General features: G+C 54.1%; 13 protein-coding genes. 5 read left to right on the top strand and 8 right to left on the bottom strand.

All coding sequences use genetic code 11. The features are described 5' to 3' along the window. Positions 1-78 precede the first annotated feature (78 nt). On the bottom strand, positions 79-2,250 hold the full coding sequence (locus LY264_RS03625) for a YgiQ family radical SAM protein (RefSeq protein WP_003024532.1): 2,172 nt from the start codon (positions 2,248-2,250) through the stop codon (positions 79-81). A gap of 199 nt (positions 2,251-2,449) precedes the next feature. Between LY264_RS03625 and LY264_RS03620 the strand changes: the two genes are divergently transcribed. Further along, positions 2,450-3,925 carry a TrkH family potassium uptake protein gene (locus LY264_RS03620; protein WP_048225542.1) on the top strand — a complete coding sequence of 492 codons (1,476 nt, stop codon included), beginning with the start codon at positions 2,450-2,452 and terminating at the stop codon, positions 3,923-3,925. 16 nt (positions 3,926-3,941) lie between these two features. Here LY264_RS03620 and ftsP read toward each other — a convergent pair whose 3' ends face one another. The 4 genes from ftsP to LY264_RS03600 all read right to left on the bottom strand — a co-directional run bounded on the left by ftsP (position 3,942) and on the right by LY264_RS03600 (position 9,134). Continuing rightward, entirely contained in the window at positions 3,942-5,354 is a 1,413-nt protein-coding gene (gene ftsP / locus LY264_RS03615; RefSeq protein ID WP_008785819.1) for a cell division protein FtsP, read from the bottom strand. A gap of 71 nt (positions 5,355-5,425) precedes the next feature. Continuing rightward, positions 5,426-6,163 carry a 1-acylglycerol-3-phosphate O-acyltransferase gene (plsC, locus tag LY264_RS03610; RefSeq protein WP_003024540.1) on the bottom strand — a complete coding sequence of 246 codons (738 nt, stop codon included), beginning with the start codon at positions 6,161-6,163 and terminating at the stop codon, positions 5,426-5,428. 195 nt (positions 6,164-6,358) lie between these two features. Continuing rightward, positions 6,359-8,617 carry a DNA topoisomerase IV subunit A gene (gene parC, locus LY264_RS03605; RefSeq protein WP_048225544.1) on the bottom strand — a complete coding sequence of 753 codons (2,259 nt, stop codon included), beginning with the start codon at positions 8,615-8,617 and terminating at the stop codon, positions 6,359-6,361. A 118-nt stretch (positions 8,618-8,735) separates the two neighbouring features. After that, entirely contained in the window at positions 8,736-9,134 is a 399-nt protein-coding gene (locus LY264_RS03600; RefSeq protein WP_003024544.1) for a YgiW/YdeI family stress tolerance OB fold protein, read from the bottom strand. A gap of 148 nt (positions 9,135-9,282) precedes the next feature. Between LY264_RS03600 and qseB the strand changes: the two genes are divergently transcribed. The 4 genes from qseB (at position 9,283) to LY264_RS03580 (ending at position 12,324) form a co-directional block, all read left to right on the top strand. Further along, positions 9,283-9,942, top strand: a complete 660-nt coding sequence (gene qseB / locus LY264_RS03595; RefSeq protein ID WP_048225546.1) for a quorum sensing response regulator transcription factor QseB — start codon at positions 9,283-9,285, stop codon at positions 9,940-9,942. Continuing rightward, positions 9,939-11,288 (top strand): quorum sensing histidine kinase QseC, encoded by a 1,350-nt coding sequence (gene qseC, locus LY264_RS03590; protein ID WP_048225549.1) that lies wholly within the window; start codon positions 9,939-9,941, stop codon positions 11,286-11,288. Before qseB ends, qseC begins: the two co-directional genes overlap by 4 nt. A 109-nt stretch (positions 11,289-11,397) precedes the next feature. Then, entirely contained in the window at positions 11,398-11,979 is a 582-nt protein-coding gene (locus LY264_RS03585) for an NAD(P)H-dependent oxidoreductase (protein ID WP_003828397.1), read from the top strand. 30 nt (positions 11,980-12,009) lie between these two features. After that, entirely contained in the window at positions 12,010-12,324 is a 315-nt protein-coding gene (locus tag LY264_RS03580) for a putative quinol monooxygenase (protein WP_003024557.1), read from the top strand. A 106-nt stretch (positions 12,325-12,430) separates the two neighbouring features. On the opposite strand, the gene parE is transcribed toward LY264_RS03580, so the two are convergent. Genes parE through cpdA form a run of 3 tightly spaced genes read right to left on the bottom strand, consistent with a single transcriptional unit; the run spans position 12,431 to position 15,760 of the window. Further along, complete coding sequence (gene parE / locus LY264_RS03575) at positions 12,431-14,323, bottom strand: DNA topoisomerase IV subunit B (protein WP_003024571.1); 1,893 nt, start codon at positions 14,321-14,323, stop codon at positions 12,431-12,433. Between the two features lie 28 nt (positions 14,324-14,351). Further along, a complete protein-coding gene (gene yqiA / locus LY264_RS03570) occupies positions 14,352-14,933 on the bottom strand; it encodes an esterase YqiA (protein ID WP_003024575.1) in 582 nt (193 codons plus the stop codon). Next, positions 14,933-15,760, bottom strand: coding sequence for a 3',5'-cyclic-AMP phosphodiesterase (cpdA, locus tag LY264_RS03565; RefSeq protein WP_008785825.1), 828 nt, complete (start codon positions 15,758-15,760; stop codon positions 14,933-14,935). The genes yqiA and cpdA overlap by 1 nt, the downstream gene beginning before the upstream one ends. Position 15,761 lies beyond the last annotated feature (1 nt).

Raw genomic sequence — 15,761 nt, 5'->3', positions numbered from 1 at the left:
GGTTCAAGCACCTTATCCGGCCTACAAAATCGTGCTATTTGTAGGCCTGATAAGCGTTTCACCACCGGGCAAGGCAGATTAGCGCCCTGCCACTTTCCCGCGTTTTTTGTTTGCGGCAGGCGTCTGGCGCTGATGCGCCACCGGTGTGTGCTTGGTCAATGCCGGGCGAGTATGACGGTTTTGGCGACGCGCTTCGCGCATCTCTTCCAGCGTAGGCGCCGGGACCAGACATTCGCGACGACCGCCGATCAGATGTTTTTTACCCATATCTTCCAGCGCCTGGCGGATTAACGGCCAGTTGGCTGGATCGTGGTAACGCAGCAGGGCTTTATGCAAACGACGCTGCTTATCACCTTTCGGCACCACCACGTCTTCACTCTTATAACCAATTTTACCCAGCGGGTTTTTCCCGGTGTAATACATGGTTGTGGAGTTCGCCAACGGCGATGGATAGAAGTTCTGCACCTGATCCAGACGGAAACGACGTTGCTTCAACCACAACGCCAGATTCACCATATCTTCGTCACGCGTACCCGGATGCGCGGAAATAAAGTACGGGATCAGGTACTGCTCTTTACCCGCTTGCTTAGAGTAGGTATCGAACAATTCCTTAAAGCGATCGTAGCTGCCCATCCCCGGCTTCATCATCTTCGACAGCGGGCCTTCTTCGGTATGCTCTGGCGCAATCTTCAGGTAGCCGCCAACGTGGTGGGTCGCCAGCTCTTTGATATAACGCGGGTCTTCAACCGCGATGTCGTAACGCACGCCCGAAGCGATGAGGATCTTTTTAATGCCTTTCAAATCACGCGCACGACGATAAAGGTTAATCGTCGGTTCGTGGTTGGTGTCCATATGCGGACAGATATCCGGATAGACGCATGACAGACGACGGCAAGTTTGCTCCGCGCGCGGTGACTTACAGCGCAGCATATACATGTTCGCCGTTGGGCCGCCGAGGTCGGAAATCACGCCGGTAAAGCCTGGAACGGTGTCGCGAATGGCTTCGATTTCATTGATGATCGAGTCTTCAGAGCGGCTCTGGATGATGCGACCTTCGTGCTCGGTGATCGAACAGAACGAACAGCCGCCAAAGCAGCCACGCATAATGTTGATCGAGAAACGGATCATCTCATAGGCCGGAATGCGGCTGTCGCCATACGCCGGATGCGGCACGCGTTTGTACGGCAGCGCAAAGACGCTATCCATCTCTTCGGTAGAGAGCGGAATGGCTGGCGGGTTGATCCAGATGTAGCGATCGCCGTGCTTTTGCATCAGCGCACGCGCACAGCCTGGGTTGGTTTCGTGGTGCAGGATACGCGACGCATGCGCATACAGCACTTTATCGCCCTTCACTTTTTCGAAGGACGGCAGCAGCACGTAGGTTTTTTCCCACGGTTTCGGGCGCGGCGGCTGTACGGTTACCGCTTTCGCTTCCTGCTTTTTCGGTGCCACAGGTTTGTTGTCAGCACACGGCAGATCTTCACCATACGGATGCGGGATCGGGTCAATCTTGCCCGGCGTGTCGAGACGCGTGGAATCCACCCCACTCCAGCCCGGCAGCGCTTCTTTAACCATAATCGCAGTGTTACGCACGTCGCGGATCTGATCGATGGTTTCACCCATCGCCAGACGATGCGCCACTTCCACCAGCGGACGTTCGCCGTTGCCGAACATTAGCATGTCAGCTTTGGAATCCACCAGAACAGAGCGACGAACGGTATCAGACCAGTAGTCATAGTGCGCGGTACGGCGCAGGCTGGCCTCAATGCCGCCGAGAATAACCGGCACGTCTTTCCATGCTTCTTTACAGCGCTGGGTATAGACCAGCGTGGCACGGTCCGGGCGTTTACCTGCTACGTTGTCAGGCGTGTAGGCATCGTCATGGCGCAGTCGGCGATCGGCGGTGTAGCGGTTGATCATCGAGTCCATGTTGCCTGCGGTCACCCCAAAGAACAGGTTCGGTTTACCCAAACGCATAAAATCGTCTTTGTTGTTCCACTCCGGCTGGGCGATAATCCCTACGCGAAAGCCTTGTGCTTCCAGCATACGTCCGCAAATTGCCATGCCAAAGCTGGGATGATCGACGTATGCATCGCCGGTAACCAGAATGATGTCGCAGCTATCCCAGCCAAGTTGGTCCATTTCGTCGCGTGACATCGGCAAAAACGGTGCCGGGCCAAAACAGGCAGCCCAGTACTGCGGCCAGGAGAAAAGGTCTCTGTCCGGCTGGATCAGGGATATTGCGCTCATAATGCTTCCAAAAATGGTAAAAAAATAATCAAAGGCCGAGGATTATACGCTGTATGTCGGCAAGAAATGAAGTGGAGTCTGAACCAGACCAGTAGAAAGTTATATAAATTGTTAAATTTTACGACGATCATTTTTATCAATCATAATTAAGACCATGCCGGCCAGCTGAGATAACTCTTTTTCGGCGGGGGATTTTTCATTGCGACTCAATGATTCACTGCATATTTCCCAGTTACGGGTTGTTGTTCACCTGTGCGGATTTCTGGTTCTTCTCTACAGCTTTTCTATGCTGCCACCGATGCTCATCGCTTTGTTAAACAAAGAGCGGAGCTTGTTCGCCTTTTTCAGCACGTTTATGACTTTCTTCACCCTCGGCGGCGGGGCGTGGTTGGCAACCAAACATGCGGGGATTCAACTGCGCACCCGGGATGGTTTCGTCATTATCGTCCTGTTCTGGCTGTTGTTTTCGTTTATCAGCGCGATGCCGATGTGGATGGACGATGGCTTAAACCTCTCTTTTGCGGATGCCCTGTTTGAAGGAGTTTCTGGGATTACCACTACAGGCGCAACGGTGATTGATGACGTCAGCGTCTTGCCGAAGTCGTATCTGTACTATCGGGCTCAGCTCAATTTTATTGGCGGTCTGGGTGTTATCGTCCTCGCCGTGGCGGTATTGCCGCTGCTGGGTATTGGTGGCATGAAGCTGTATCAGTCTGAAATGCCGGGCCCTTTTAAAGAAGAACGCCTCACGCCAAGACTTGCTGATACTGCACGCACGCTGTGGATGACCTATGTCATTCTGGGTCTTATTTGTACTCTGGCCTACTGGGCTGCCGGGATGTCGTTTTTCGACGCCTTATGCCACGGGCTGTCGACGGTCTCTCTCGGCGGATTTTCCACTCGCAGCGAGAGCATCGGCTTTTATAACAGCCATGCCATTGAGCTTGTCGCCGGGATATTTTCACTGCTGTCTGCGTTTAACTTCACCCTCTGGTACGTTGCTATCGTGAAACGTACCTTCAAACCCTTTCGTCGCAATGCCGAATTGCGTTTCTTTTTGCTTATCGCTCTGGTTGTCACTCTGATCGCCACCTGGCAAGTTTGGCGGGCAGGCATGTACGGATTAACGGACAGCCTGGTGCATGCTTTTTTTCTGGCCAGTTCGATGCTGACAGATAATGGCCTGTCGACGGCGGATTACGCGCAGTGGCCTTCGCACACGATCTTCATGCTGCTCAGCGCCAGTTTCTTCGGCGGTTGTGTGGGATCGACCTGCGGGGGAATTAAGGTGCTGCGCTTTTTGATTATGTTCAAGCAGTGCCGTCAGGAGTTACACCAGCTCGCGCATCCCCGTGCCCTGCTTAACATCAAAGTGGGCAATAGCGTGGTAAGCGACCGGGTGGTGCGTTCGGTATGGAGCTTTTTCTTTCTCTACGTTTTGTTCACCAGCTTTTTTATCTGGGCGCTCAATCTGATGGGCTACGATCTCTTCTCCTCTTTCGCCACCGTTGCCGCCTGCATCAACAATATGGGGCTAGGATTTGGCGTCACCGCCACGACATTTGGCACCTTAAACGAGGAAGCAAAGCTACTGATGTGCGCGGCCATGATCATGGGGCGTCTGGAGATTTACCCCATTCTGATCCTGTTCTCGCGCATGTTCTGGCGGGCGTAACGAATACCCCGGCGCATTACGGCGCCGGGTTCACCAACATCTGTCCGATTGAGCCACGATCCGCCATTTCCAGCGTCTGGCTATTAAAGTAGAACGGGAAATGGGCCCAGGAAGGCTGTCCGTAATAAACCAGTAATTCAACCTGGCCATCAACCCAGACAGTATCTTTCCAGCCTCTGTCTTCCGGGAACGGCATCGCGCCATTCACATTACGGATCAGGAACGAAACACCTTCAATATGGAAGGACTGGGGCATATCCGCCCGCACCGTCCAGCGCTCCCAGGAGCCCTGCTGGGCAGTAATATCCATACGATTGACGTCCCACAGCTGACCGTTGATGCCAGGATCGTCGTCCAGGCTGATATCACGGCTGCGAATCGGCGAACCGCTGAGGATTTCCGTTGGCAGCAGGCGCATTGGCAGGCTATCGGTCACCAGCGGCAGAAGGCCCGTTGGACGCAGAGTCAGCACCAGCGTGGAGATGAGAATACTGGAAGGCTCAAAGAACCCGCGGATCCTGTCGACAATACTGGCCGCCTCACCACAGGTGATAGAGACCTCATTACCGTTCGTCATATCCACCAGGATCTCACGACGCTCGCCCGGCGCCAGCGAGAGCTGCTTCACCGAAACAGGCGCAGGTAAAAAACCCTGATCGCCGGAAATCACATGCAGCGCACGGCCATCGCTCATTTGCAGTTGGTAACGACGCGAGTTTGAAGCGTTCAGCAAACGCAAGCGCACCCAGCCGCGGGAGACTTCGACATACGGGCTTTGCGCCCCATTGACCAGCAGCGTATCACCGACAAAGCCACCGCTGCCGGGCTCGCTGTATTCCGGCGTGCCAAAGTTGTCCAGCCGCTTGTCCTGGATAATGACCGGAAAATCATCCACGCCATAGTGGTTGGGAATAGACAGTGATTTACTCACTTCATCTTCAACCAGCCACATCCCGGCAAGGCCGTTATAGACCTGCTGAGCAGTACGATTTGGCGTATTGGCGTGATACCACAGCGTGGCGGCATTCTGGCGAATCGGCAGCACTGGCGCCCAGTCAGCATTCGGGGACATCATGCGCGCCGGGCCGCCCATCAGCGGACCTGGTACCTGTAACCCGGCGACGGTCATCGAGACATTTTCAGTCAGACGGTTGCTGTAGATAAGCTTGACGTCATCCCCTTTCCAGACGCGAATTGTCGGTCCCAGGTAGCGGCCGTTAATTCCCCAGACAGGTGCGCGCGTGCCTTGCGTAAAGGACCAGTGCGCACGTTGCAGCGTCATAAATAGCGGCTGCCCCCGGCGGGATTCCAGCAGCGGAGGCACGGGTAACGGTTGTTGCTGACCGGCAGCATTAGCCTTCAGCGGAACAGCACCTGCACACAGTGCGATCCCCGATGCCTGAATGAACTGACGCCGACTGAATGACATATAAACTCCATAAAAAACTGGCTATTAACACGCAGGAAGTCATTTCCTGTAAAAAACCCGAATTGCGCGGATTAAACCTTACCGGCGGCTTCCCGCTCAGCAACTTCTTTATCGAGTTCTGCGATTTTTTGTTCCATCAGCGTGCGGCAATGCGCTGCCAGTTCACGAACCTGATCTTTCCCAAAGTGGCTAATATCCACCGGTGGCAACATCTCGACAATTGCCAGACCATTATTGAGTCGATTGAGTTTTATCTTGTTCGAGGTTGTGGAAACGCACACCGGAATGACCGGGACACCAGCAGCAATCGCTGCATGGAACGCGCCGGTTTTAAACGGCAGCAGACCGCGACCGCGGCTACGCGTCCCTTCAGGGAACATCCAGATAGAAATGCGACGTTTTTTGAAATGATTCACCACGGCAGCAATGGTGCTGTGCGCTTTAGCGCGGTTGTTTCTGTCAATCAACAGGTTACCGGTTAACCAGTACAGCTGCCCGAAGAAAGGGATCCACAGCAGGCTTTTTTTACCTACCGTCACCGTCGGCGGCTGAACGATATTCGCAGCGGTAACCATGTCATAGTTGTTCTGATGGTTACAAATATAGATAGCATTACCATAGTTCTGCGCGTCTGCCGGCATGCGGCACTCGACCTTCAGGCCATAAAGGGGAGCCAGGCGGCCAAACATATGGCCGAACGTTGCAACGTGTTTTGGATTTCGTGGGCTGAACAGACAGTATATGCAACCGAAAATACAGACCAGAACGCAGTAAATAACAGTAATAATTAAACGAAAAATATATAGCATAACAACCTCTAAGGCCTAAGAGCCTGGCATTTTACGTCACCTGATTCATCACGCGGTATCAGGTTAGGGCTTTGTTAAGGGCGGCTCTCTGGAAAAGCGTATTGTTAATCGCAACGCACGAATAAACAACGGTTTCACGGGAATTTTTAACGTTGGCTCTCCCTGGGCTTTAACAGGGAGAGCCGGACGGTAGCGTTATTCTTCGCTGTCGCCGTGACTGGCGCGTCGAGGCGAGTCAATCTCAATGCTGTCGATACGCTGCAGACCACGCATTAGCGTGCCGCGACGGCCGCGCTCTCCGGTCACTTTCTGCAACTCTTCAGGACGCAGTTTGATTTTGCGCTTACCGACGTGGATGGTCAGCGTGCTCTGCGGCGGCAGCACGTAAAGTTGCGCCAGGCCATCCTCGCCTTTCGCCGCTTCTGCTGAAGGGATATTAATGATCTTGTTCCCTTTGCCTTTCGACAACTGCGGTAAATCGCTCACCGGGAACATCAACATGCGGCCAGCCTGAGTAATAGCCAGTAGCATGTCGGTTTCATCTTCAATCACCACCGGCTGCATCACGCGCGCATTTTCTGGCAGCGTAATCAACGCCTTACCCGCACGGTTACGTGCGACCAGGTCATTGAAGGTACAGACAAAACCGTAGCCCGCATCGGAGGCCATCAGCAGTTTCTGATCGTCGCCTTCCATCAGCATGTGCTCAACCGTCGCGCCTGGCGGCAGCGTGAGCTTCCCGGTCAGCGGTTCACCCTGACCGCGCGCCGACGGCAGCGTAATCGGGTCGATGGCATAGCTGCGTCCGGTCGAGTCCACGAACACCACCGGCTGGTTGCTCTTACCCTTCACTGCCGACTTAAAGCTGTCGCCCGCTTTATAGCTTAATCCTGGCGCATCGATGTCGTGGCCTTTCGCGCTACGCACCCAGCCACTCTGGGACAACACAATGGTCACCGGCTCAGATGGCAGCATGTCGTGCTCGCTCATCGCCTTCGCTTCTTCGCGCTCCTGCAACGGAGAACGACGATCGTCGCCATAGGCGTCTGCATCGGCCTGCAGCTCTTTCTTCAGCAGGTTACTCATTTTACGTTCGGAAGCCAGAATGGCCTGCAACTGATCGCGCTCTTTCGCCAGCTCATCCTGCTCACCGCGGATTTTCATTTCTTCGAGTTTGGCAAGGTGGCGCAATTTCAGCTCAAGGATGGATTCAGCCTGGGTTTCAGAAATGCCAAACCGCGACATCAGCTCAGGCTTAGGTTCATCTTCATGACGAATAATTTCGATGACTTCGTCAATGTTGAGGAACGCCACCAGCAAACCTTCAAGGATGTGCAGGCGCTTGAGCACTTTTTCCAGACGATAATTCAGGCGGCGACGCACGGTATCGCGGCGGAACGCCAGCCATTCGGTGAGGATCTCCAGCAGGTTTTTCACCGCCGGACGACCATCAAGACCGATCATGTTCAGGTTGATACGGTAGCTTTTTTCGAGATCGGTAGTGGCAAACAGGTGGTTCATCACCTGCTCCATATCCACACGATTAGAGCGCGGGACAATCACCAGACGGGTCGGGTTTTCGTGATCCGATTCGTCGCGCAGGTCGTCTACCATCGGCAGCTTTTTATTGCGCATTTGAGCAGCGATCTGCTCCAGCACTTTTGCCCCGGAAACCTGATGCGGCAGCGCGGAAATCACCACCGCGCCGTCTTCTTTCGTCCATACCGCACGCATACGTACGGAGCCGCGTCCGTTTTCGTAAATCTTACGAATTTCCGCGCGCGAAGTAATGATCTCCGCTTCGGTCGGGTAATCCGGCCCTTGCACGATATCCAGCAACTGATCCAGCGTCGTTTTCGGCTGCTCAATCAGGGTAATCGCTGCTTTTGCCACTTCACGCAGGTTATGTGGCGGAATGTCCGTTGCCATACCAACGGCAATACCGGTCGTGCCGTTCAGCAGAATATTTGGTAGACGAGCAGGCAGCATCTTCGGCTCCTGCATGGTGCCGTCGAAGTTTGGCACCCAGTCCGACGTTCCCTGACCGAGTTCGCCCAGCAGGACTTCCGCATATTTAGACAGGCGTGATTCGGTATAACGCATCGCCGCGAAGGATTTCGGATCGTCCGGTGCCCCCCAGTTCCCCTGCCCGTCAACCAGCGGGTAACGGTAAGAGAACGGCTGCGCCATCAGCACCATCGCTTCATAGCAGGCGATGTCGCCGTGCGGATGGTATTTACCCAGCACGTCACCGACGGTACGGGCGGATTTTTTAAATTTGGCGCTGGCATTCAGCCCCAGTTCGGACATCGCGTATACGATGCGACGCTGAACGGGTTTCAAACCATCGCCAATAAACGGCAACGCCCTGTCCATGATGACGTACATGGAATAGTTCAGATAGGCGTTTTCCGTGAATTCATGCAGCGCCAGGCGCTCTGCCATATCGCTCATTAATCGTGGTTCCTCAACTTTGTACCCCTCTATTGAAGGGCAATATTGCCGCAGATACTACCCTATCTGGCGTGTTGAGTCACAAAGAAAAGGGCCGCGAATGCGGCCCTGATGGGGATTACTTAGCAACTTTGGTAATCTGTTTTACGTCGATTTCAACGGAGTTCCAGTCTTTATCCACTTCACCCTGGATTTCAACCACATCCTGCGGTGTGACGGTTACGCCGTTCCAGCGCTTGTGATCGATATCCACATTCACCGTGCCGGTCGCATCTTTAAACACGTACAGGTCGTCGGAAATACGCTCAACGATGTTCCCGCGCAGGGTAACCCAGGTGTCATCACGCAGTGATTTGGCGCTTTCTACCGTCGTGCTGCTACCGTTCGGGCCGACAAATCCGCCGTTTTGGCTCTGCGTGGTGGTTGTCGTTGGCCCAGAGAAGCCGCCCTGCTGAGCTGCCAGAACAGGTGCGGAACACAGTGCCATTACGGCAACCATTGCAGCTAATTTTTTCATCGTCATGTCTCCCTTTCATGTTGGTTTACGACTATTAAATAAGTTAATCCTTAACAAGTTCTTAAGGCAAAAAAAGATACTTTTTTTGCTGTACAGAGGCTGTAGCCACAGGTTTACTAACTGCAAATGAGTTCGCAGGGATGAACATATGCGTATTTTACTGATCGAAGATGACACGTTGATTGGCGATGGTCTGAAAACAGGTCTGAGTAAAATGGGTTTCAGCATCGACTGGTTTACCGAAGGTCGCCAAGGGAAAGAAGCACTCTACAGCGCACCTTATGATGCGGTAATCCTCGACCTGACGCTGCCAGGCATAGACGGACGGGACATTTTGCGCGAATGGCGAGCCAACGGAAAGCAGGAGCCTGTGCTGATTCTGACCGCTCGCGACGCACTGGCAGAACGCGTTGAAGGCCTGCGCCTGGGCGCAGATGACTATCTGTGCAAACCCTTTGCGCTGATCGAAGTTGCCGCCAGACTGGAGGCACTGGTACGTCGTGCCAGCGGCCAGGCCAGCAACACATTGTGTCATGGCCAGGTAACGCTCGATCCCGGCGCGCTGGTCGCCACGGCGGCGGGTGAACCTTTGTCACTCAAACCTAAAGAGTTCGCGCTGCTGGAACTGCTAATGCGCAACAAAGGTCGCGTCCTGCCCCGCAAACTGATTGAAGAAAAACTGTATACCTGGGACGAAAATGTCTCCAGCAATGCGGTTGAGGTCCACGTCCATCACTTACGCCGTAAGCTCGGCAGCGACTTTATCCGTACCGTGCATGGCATTGGCTATACCCTGGGTGGCGCATGAAACTCACACAACGCCTCAGTCTGCGAGTCAGGCTAACGCTTATTTTTCTGATTCTGGCATCAGCAACCTGGGCCGTATCCAGTTTTGTGGCCTGGAGGCAGACTACCGATAATGTCGATGAGCTGTTTGATACGCAGCTGATGCTGTTCGCCAAGCGGCTTAGCACGCTGGATATCAGCGATGTCACCACCTCAAGCAATATGGCCCGCACGCCAAAAAAACTGAAACATGGCCATATTGATGACGACGCACTGGCGTTCGCCATCTACTCCACCGACGGCAAAATGGTGCTACACGATGGCGACAATGGCCAGGATATTCCCTACAGCTACAGCCGGGAGGGGTTTAGCGACGGCCAACTCAGGGGCGACAACGATTCCTGGCGCTTCCTGTGGCTGAATTCCGCTGATGGAAAATATCGCATTGTGGTGGGCCAGGAGTGGGAATACCGGGAGGATATGGCGCTGTCGATCCTTACCGCACAGTTAACCCCGTGGCTGGTTGCGCTGCCGCTGATGTTGCTGATCCTGGTGGTCATGCTGAGTCGCGAACTCAGGCCGCTAAAAAAACTGGCGCAAGCTCTGCGCTGGCGCGCCCCGGAGTCAGAAGAACCGCTCGACCCGAAAGGTGTGCCAAGCGAAGTGCGCCCGCTGGTTGAATCGCTTAATCAGCTGTTTACCCGCATCCACTCTATGATGGTCCGCGAACGGCGCTTTACCTCTGACGCCGCTCACGAGCTGCGCAGTCCGTTGACCGCGCTGAAGGTGCAAACCGAAGTGGTGCAACTGTCAGACGACGACCCGCAAACGCGGGAAAAAGCGCTGGTGCAGCTGCATGCGGGAATTGAACGCGCCACCCGACTGGTCGATCAGCTCCTGACGCTTTCGCGCCTCGACTCCCTCGATAATCTTCAGGATGTGGCAGAAATCTCGCTGGAGGAGCTACTGCAATCCGCGGTGATGGATATCTACCACCCGGCCCAGCAGGCGCACATTGACGTACGTTTGCAGATTAACGCGCACAATATCACGCGTACAGGACAGCCGCTGTTGCTGAGCCTGATGGTACGAAATCTGCTGGATAATGCCATTCGCTACAGTCCGCAGGGGAGCATTGTGGAAGTGACGCTCAACGCCCGTAACTTCAGCGTCAAAGATAACGGTCCTGGCGTTGCGCCAGAGGTACTTACACACATCGGTGAACGCTTTTATCGTCCACCGGGACAAAGCGTGACCGGCAGCGGTCTCGGTCTGTCGATTGTCCGTCGTATCGCAACACTGCATGGAATGTCAGCCTCGTTCGGCAACGCTCCGGAAGGTGGCTTTGAAGCAAAAGTCAGTTGGTAATTGCGTTATTGTTGCTCATATAGCAAAAGACTTTGCACATTTTGCTAATTTCACCGTACCGCTGGTGGGAGTAAAATCGTCCTCAAACGTATTTCCTTGAGGACACAAAATGAGCAACATTCTGATTATCAACGGGGCGAAAAAATTCGGCCATTCTAATGGTCAACTGAATGACACCCTGACCGAGGTCGCGGACGGTATCCTGCGCGACCTCGGGCATGATGTTAAAGTCGTACGCGCAGACAGCGATTATGACGTAAAAGCAGAAGTGCAGAATTTCGTCTGGGCCGATGCGGTTATCTGGCAGATGCCAGGCTGGTGGATGGGCGCACCGTGGACCGTGAAAAAATACATCGATGACGTGTTTACCGAAGGTCACGGTACGCTGTACGCCAGCGACGGCCGCACACGTTCAGATGCCTCAAAAAAATACGGCTCCGGCGGGCTGATTCAGGGCAAAAAATACATGCTGTCCCTGACCTGGAACGCACCGATGGAAGCCTTCACTGAAAAAGACCAGTTCTTCCATGGCGTTGGCGTTGATGGCGTCTATCTCCCGTTCCATAAAGCAAACCAGTTCCTGGGAATGGAAGCGCTGCCGACCTTTATCACCAATGACGTGATTAAAATGCCGGACGTCCCGCGTTATATCGCAGAATATCGCAAGCATCTGACCGAAATTTTTGGTTAACTGGTAACCTGGAATTAGAAGGAGTTAACCATGCTTACCGTTATTGCAGAAATCCGTACACGTCCAGGTCAACATCACCGCCAGGCGGTACTGGATCAGTTTGCCAAAATCGTTCCGACCGTACTGAAAGAAGAAGGCTGCCACGGCTATGCGCCGATGGTGGATCATGCCGCAGGTGTGAGTTTTCAGACCACAGCGCCAGATTCAATCGTGATGGTTGAGCAGTGGGAAAGCATCGCGCATCTTGAAGCGCATTTGCAGACCCCGCATATGAAAGCCTACAGCGAAGCCGTGAAAGGTGACGTGCTGGACATGAATATTCGTATTCTGGAGTCGGGCATTTAAGATTGTCGATTTGCCGGGTGACGCTTAGCTATCCGGCATAAATCGCTTCGTCAGATGAGAGCCGGATAAGGCATTTTACGCCCGTCTCCGGCTTTTCTACATGCAATTACCCTTCGAGATCCGCCAGGTCGCCTTTCTCTTGCAACCAGTTACGACGATCTTCAGAACGCTTCTTGGCCAGCAGCATATCCATCATTGCGTTGGTACGCTGATCGTCTTCATCATCGATAATGAGCTGCACCAGGCGACGGGTGTTCGGATCCAGTGTAGTTTCACGAAGCTGCATCGGGTTCATTTCACCCAGACCTTTAAAGCGCTGCACGTTCGGCTTGCCTTTCTTGCGCTTTAACTGCTCCAGTACGCCCGCTTTCTCTTCTTCCGTCAGCGCGTAATACACCTCTTTACCGAGGTCGATACGGTATAACGGCGGCAGCGCCACGTAGACGTGACCGTGTTTCACCAGCGTGCGGAAGTGCTTCACAAACAGCGCGCACAGCAGCGTAGCGATGTGCAGGCCATCGGAGTCCGCATCCGCCAGGATACAGATCTTGCCGTAGCGCAATTGGCTTAGATCGTCGCTGTCCGGATCGATACCGATCGCCACGGAAATATCGTGAACCTCCTGCGAAGCCAGCACTTCATCGGAAGAGACTTCCCAGGTATTGAGGATCTTACCTTTCAGCGGCATGATCGCCTGATATTCACGATCGCGCGCCTGCTTGGCCGATCCGCCCGCGGAGTCACCTTCGACAAGGAACAGTTCGGTGCGATTAAGATCCTGTGCGGTACAGTCCGCCAGTTTACCCGGCAGCGCCGGACCGCTGGTCAGCTTTTTACGCACTACTTTTTTCGCCGCACGCAGACGACGCTGCGCGCTGGAAATCGCCATCTCAGCCAGCAGTTCGGCTGACTGCACGTTCTGGTTCAACCACAAACTGAATGCATCTTTCACCACGCCAGAGACGAATGCCGCACACTGACGCGAAGAGAGGCGCTCTTTGGTTTGTCCGGCAAACTGCGGATCCTGCATTTTTACCGACAACACATAAGCACAGCGATCCCAGATATCTTCCGCCGACAGCTTCACGCCACGCGGCAGGATGTTACGGTATTCGCAGAACTCGCGCATCGCATCCAGCAGTCCCTGACGCAGACCGTTAACGTGCGTACCGCCCTGCATGGTTGGGATCAGGTTCACATAGCTTTCGGTCAGCAGCTCGCCGCCTTCCGGCAGCCAGAGCAGCGCCCAGTCCACCGTCTCCGTCTCACCGCTGAAATTACCGATAAACGGTTTTTCCGGCAGCGTCGGTAGGCCATTCACCGCTTCGCTCAGATAGTCATTCAGACCGTCCTGGTAGCACCAGCGCTGTTCGCTGTTGTTGACCTCATCCTTAAAAGTGATCTCAACGCCTGGGCACAGTACCGCTTTTGCTTTCAGTACGTGCGTTAAGCGCGAAACAGAAAAACGCGGGCTGTCAAAGAAGCTTTCATCCGGCCAGAAGTGCACGCTGGTCCCGGTATTGCGTTTGCCGCAGGTACCGACAACCTGTAAATCCTGCACTTTATCGCCATTCTCAAACGCGATGTTGTATACCTGCCCGTCGCGGCGCACGTTCACTTCCACACGTTTGGACAGGGCGTTAACAACGGAGATACCCACACCGTGCAGACCACCGGAGAACTGGTAGTTCTTGTTAGAGAACTTGCCGCCCGCGTGCAGACGACAGAGGATCAGCTCAACCGCCGGAACGCCTTCTTCAGGGTGAATATCTACCGGCATGCCGCGTCCGTCATCAATGACTTCCAGAGACTGGTCGGCATGTAAGATCACGTCCACGCGTTTTGCGTGGCCCGCCAGTGCTTCATCCACACTGTTATCAATCACTTCCTGCCCAAGATGGTTCGGACGGGTCGTATCGGTGTACATCCCAGGGCGACGGCGTACCGGCTCAAGCCCAGTGAGTACCTCAATGGCATCAGCGTTATAAGTTTGCGTCATGGTTTAAATAAGCAATTCGAATTGATCGTCAGAAACTGTGCAGTCCAAGGAAATCGACAATCGGGTTGAAATAATCTTCGAAGCCCGTGAATGCGTGGTTTCCGCCCTCAATAACTGTCTGACGGCAGGAGGCGTAATACGCCACCGCCTGGCGGTAGTCCAACACTTCATCGCCCGTTTGTTGGAGCAGCCAGATCAAATCCGGCGCTTCCAGCGGGTCAATCTGCATGACTTTAAGATCGTAAATATGGCGTGACTCTAGCACATATTGCTGCCCCGTGTAGGGGTTCTCGTTTTGACCGAGATAGTCGACCAGCAGTTCATAAGGCCGTACGGCAGGGTTCACCACCACTGCCGGCAGCATAAAACATTGCGACAGCCAGGTGGCGTAATAGCCGCCTAAAGAGGAACCGACAATCCCCAGCGACTCTCCGCCGTGTTCAAGAATGATCGATTCCAGCATCTCTGCGGCTTGCGCAGGATACGGAGGTAGCTGCGGCACGATCATCTCAACGTGCGGGTGGTGTTCCGCAAGCCAGTTTTTCAGTAAACACGCCTTCGCCGAACGAGGAGAGCTATTAAATCCGTGAAGATAGAGAAGCGTAGACATCAGTAGCCTTCTGAAGCGGTATCAGGGTGGAACCGATTACCCTGCAGACGACGTACCTGAGTCTGCAACGTCCCGTCGGCAAAAAGCTCCAGCGTCCGCCAGCCTGGGCTGATGGTATCCAATGTGAAGTTGGAACAGTGCGGTTTAAACTGCACGCAGGTCGACGGCGTCGCCAGCAGACGGCGACCGTTCCAGTCCAGATCCAGTTCCTGATGAATATGCCCGCACAATAGATACCTGGCGCGAGGATAATTCACCAGCACGTTATCCAGCTCAGCGGCATTACGCAGACTGTGCTGATCGAGCCAGCTGCAGCCCGCAGGCAGAGGATGATGATGCAGAAGCAGCAAGGTATTACGCTCTGGCGCATCAGCAAGTTTACGCTCCAGCCATTCGAGCTGGAATTCACTTAACTCACCGTGGGGAACGCCGAACACCTGGCTGTCCAGCAACAATATTTGCCACTGTTCGCCAATGAAAACGCGTTTGGCCGGGGAAATGCCCGCATCCTGCAGCGCGCTGTACATTGCCGGCTGAAAATCGTGATTACCCGGTAGCCAAACGCAGGGCGCACGAAAACTTGCGATGCCCTCAGCAAAATGCTGATAAGCCGCAGCGGATTGATCCTGCGCCAAATCACCTGTCGCGACGATCAGATCGTACTCAGGCGACTCTGCATGTATTGCATCCAGTACGGATTGATAGCTGTCCCAGGTGTTCACACCCAGCAGCGTTTCATGCTTTTCGGCAAACAGGTGAGTATCTGTAATTTGTAAGATCCTGACTCTGGCCTCACCAGCCAAAGGAAGGGTTAACAGGCTTTCCAAA

The sequence above is a fragment of the Citrobacter portucalensis genome, assembly GCF_023374935.1.
In the GTDB taxonomy this organism is placed as follows: domain Bacteria; phylum Pseudomonadota; class Gammaproteobacteria; order Enterobacterales; family Enterobacteriaceae; genus Citrobacter; species Citrobacter portucalensis.
This window is presented reverse-complemented; position numbering and strand designations above follow the sequence as displayed.

Bases quoted from the DNA above. Each gene is read 5' to 3' on its own strand.
- LY264_RS03625 (WP_003024532.1), bottom strand. From the start codon at position 2,250: ATGAGCGCAATATCCCTGATCCAGCCGGACAGAGACCTTTTCTCCTGG.
- ftsP (WP_008785819.1), bottom strand. From the start codon at position 5,354: ATGTCATTCAGTCGGCGTCAGTTCATTCAGGCATCGGGGATCGCACTG.
- plsC (WP_003024540.1), bottom strand. From the start codon at position 6,163: ATGCTATATATTTTTCGTTTAATTATTACTGTTATTTACTGCGTTCTG.
- parC (WP_048225544.1), bottom strand. From the start codon at position 8,617: ATGAGCGATATGGCAGAGCGCCTGGCGCTGCATGAATTCACGGAAAAC.
- LY264_RS03600 (WP_003024544.1), bottom strand. From the start codon at position 9,134: ATGAAAAAATTAGCTGCAATGGTTGCCGTAATGGCACTGTGTTCCGCA.
- qseB (WP_048225546.1), top strand. From the start codon at position 9,283: ATGCGTATTTTACTGATCGAAGATGACACGTTGATTGGCGATGGTCTG.
- qseC (WP_048225549.1), top strand. From the start codon at position 9,939: ATGAAACTCACACAACGCCTCAGTCTGCGAGTCAGGCTAACGCTTATT.
- LY264_RS03585 (WP_003828397.1), top strand. From the start codon at position 11,398: ATGAGCAACATTCTGATTATCAACGGGGCGAAAAAATTCGGCCATTCT.
- LY264_RS03580 (WP_003024557.1), top strand. From the start codon at position 12,010: ATGCTTACCGTTATTGCAGAAATCCGTACACGTCCAGGTCAACATCAC.
- parE (WP_003024571.1), bottom strand. From the start codon at position 14,323: ATGACGCAAACTTATAACGCTGATGCCATTGAGGTACTCACTGGGCTT.
- yqiA (WP_003024575.1), bottom strand. From the start codon at position 14,933: ATGTCTACGCTTCTCTATCTTCACGGATTTAATAGCTCTCCTCGTTCG.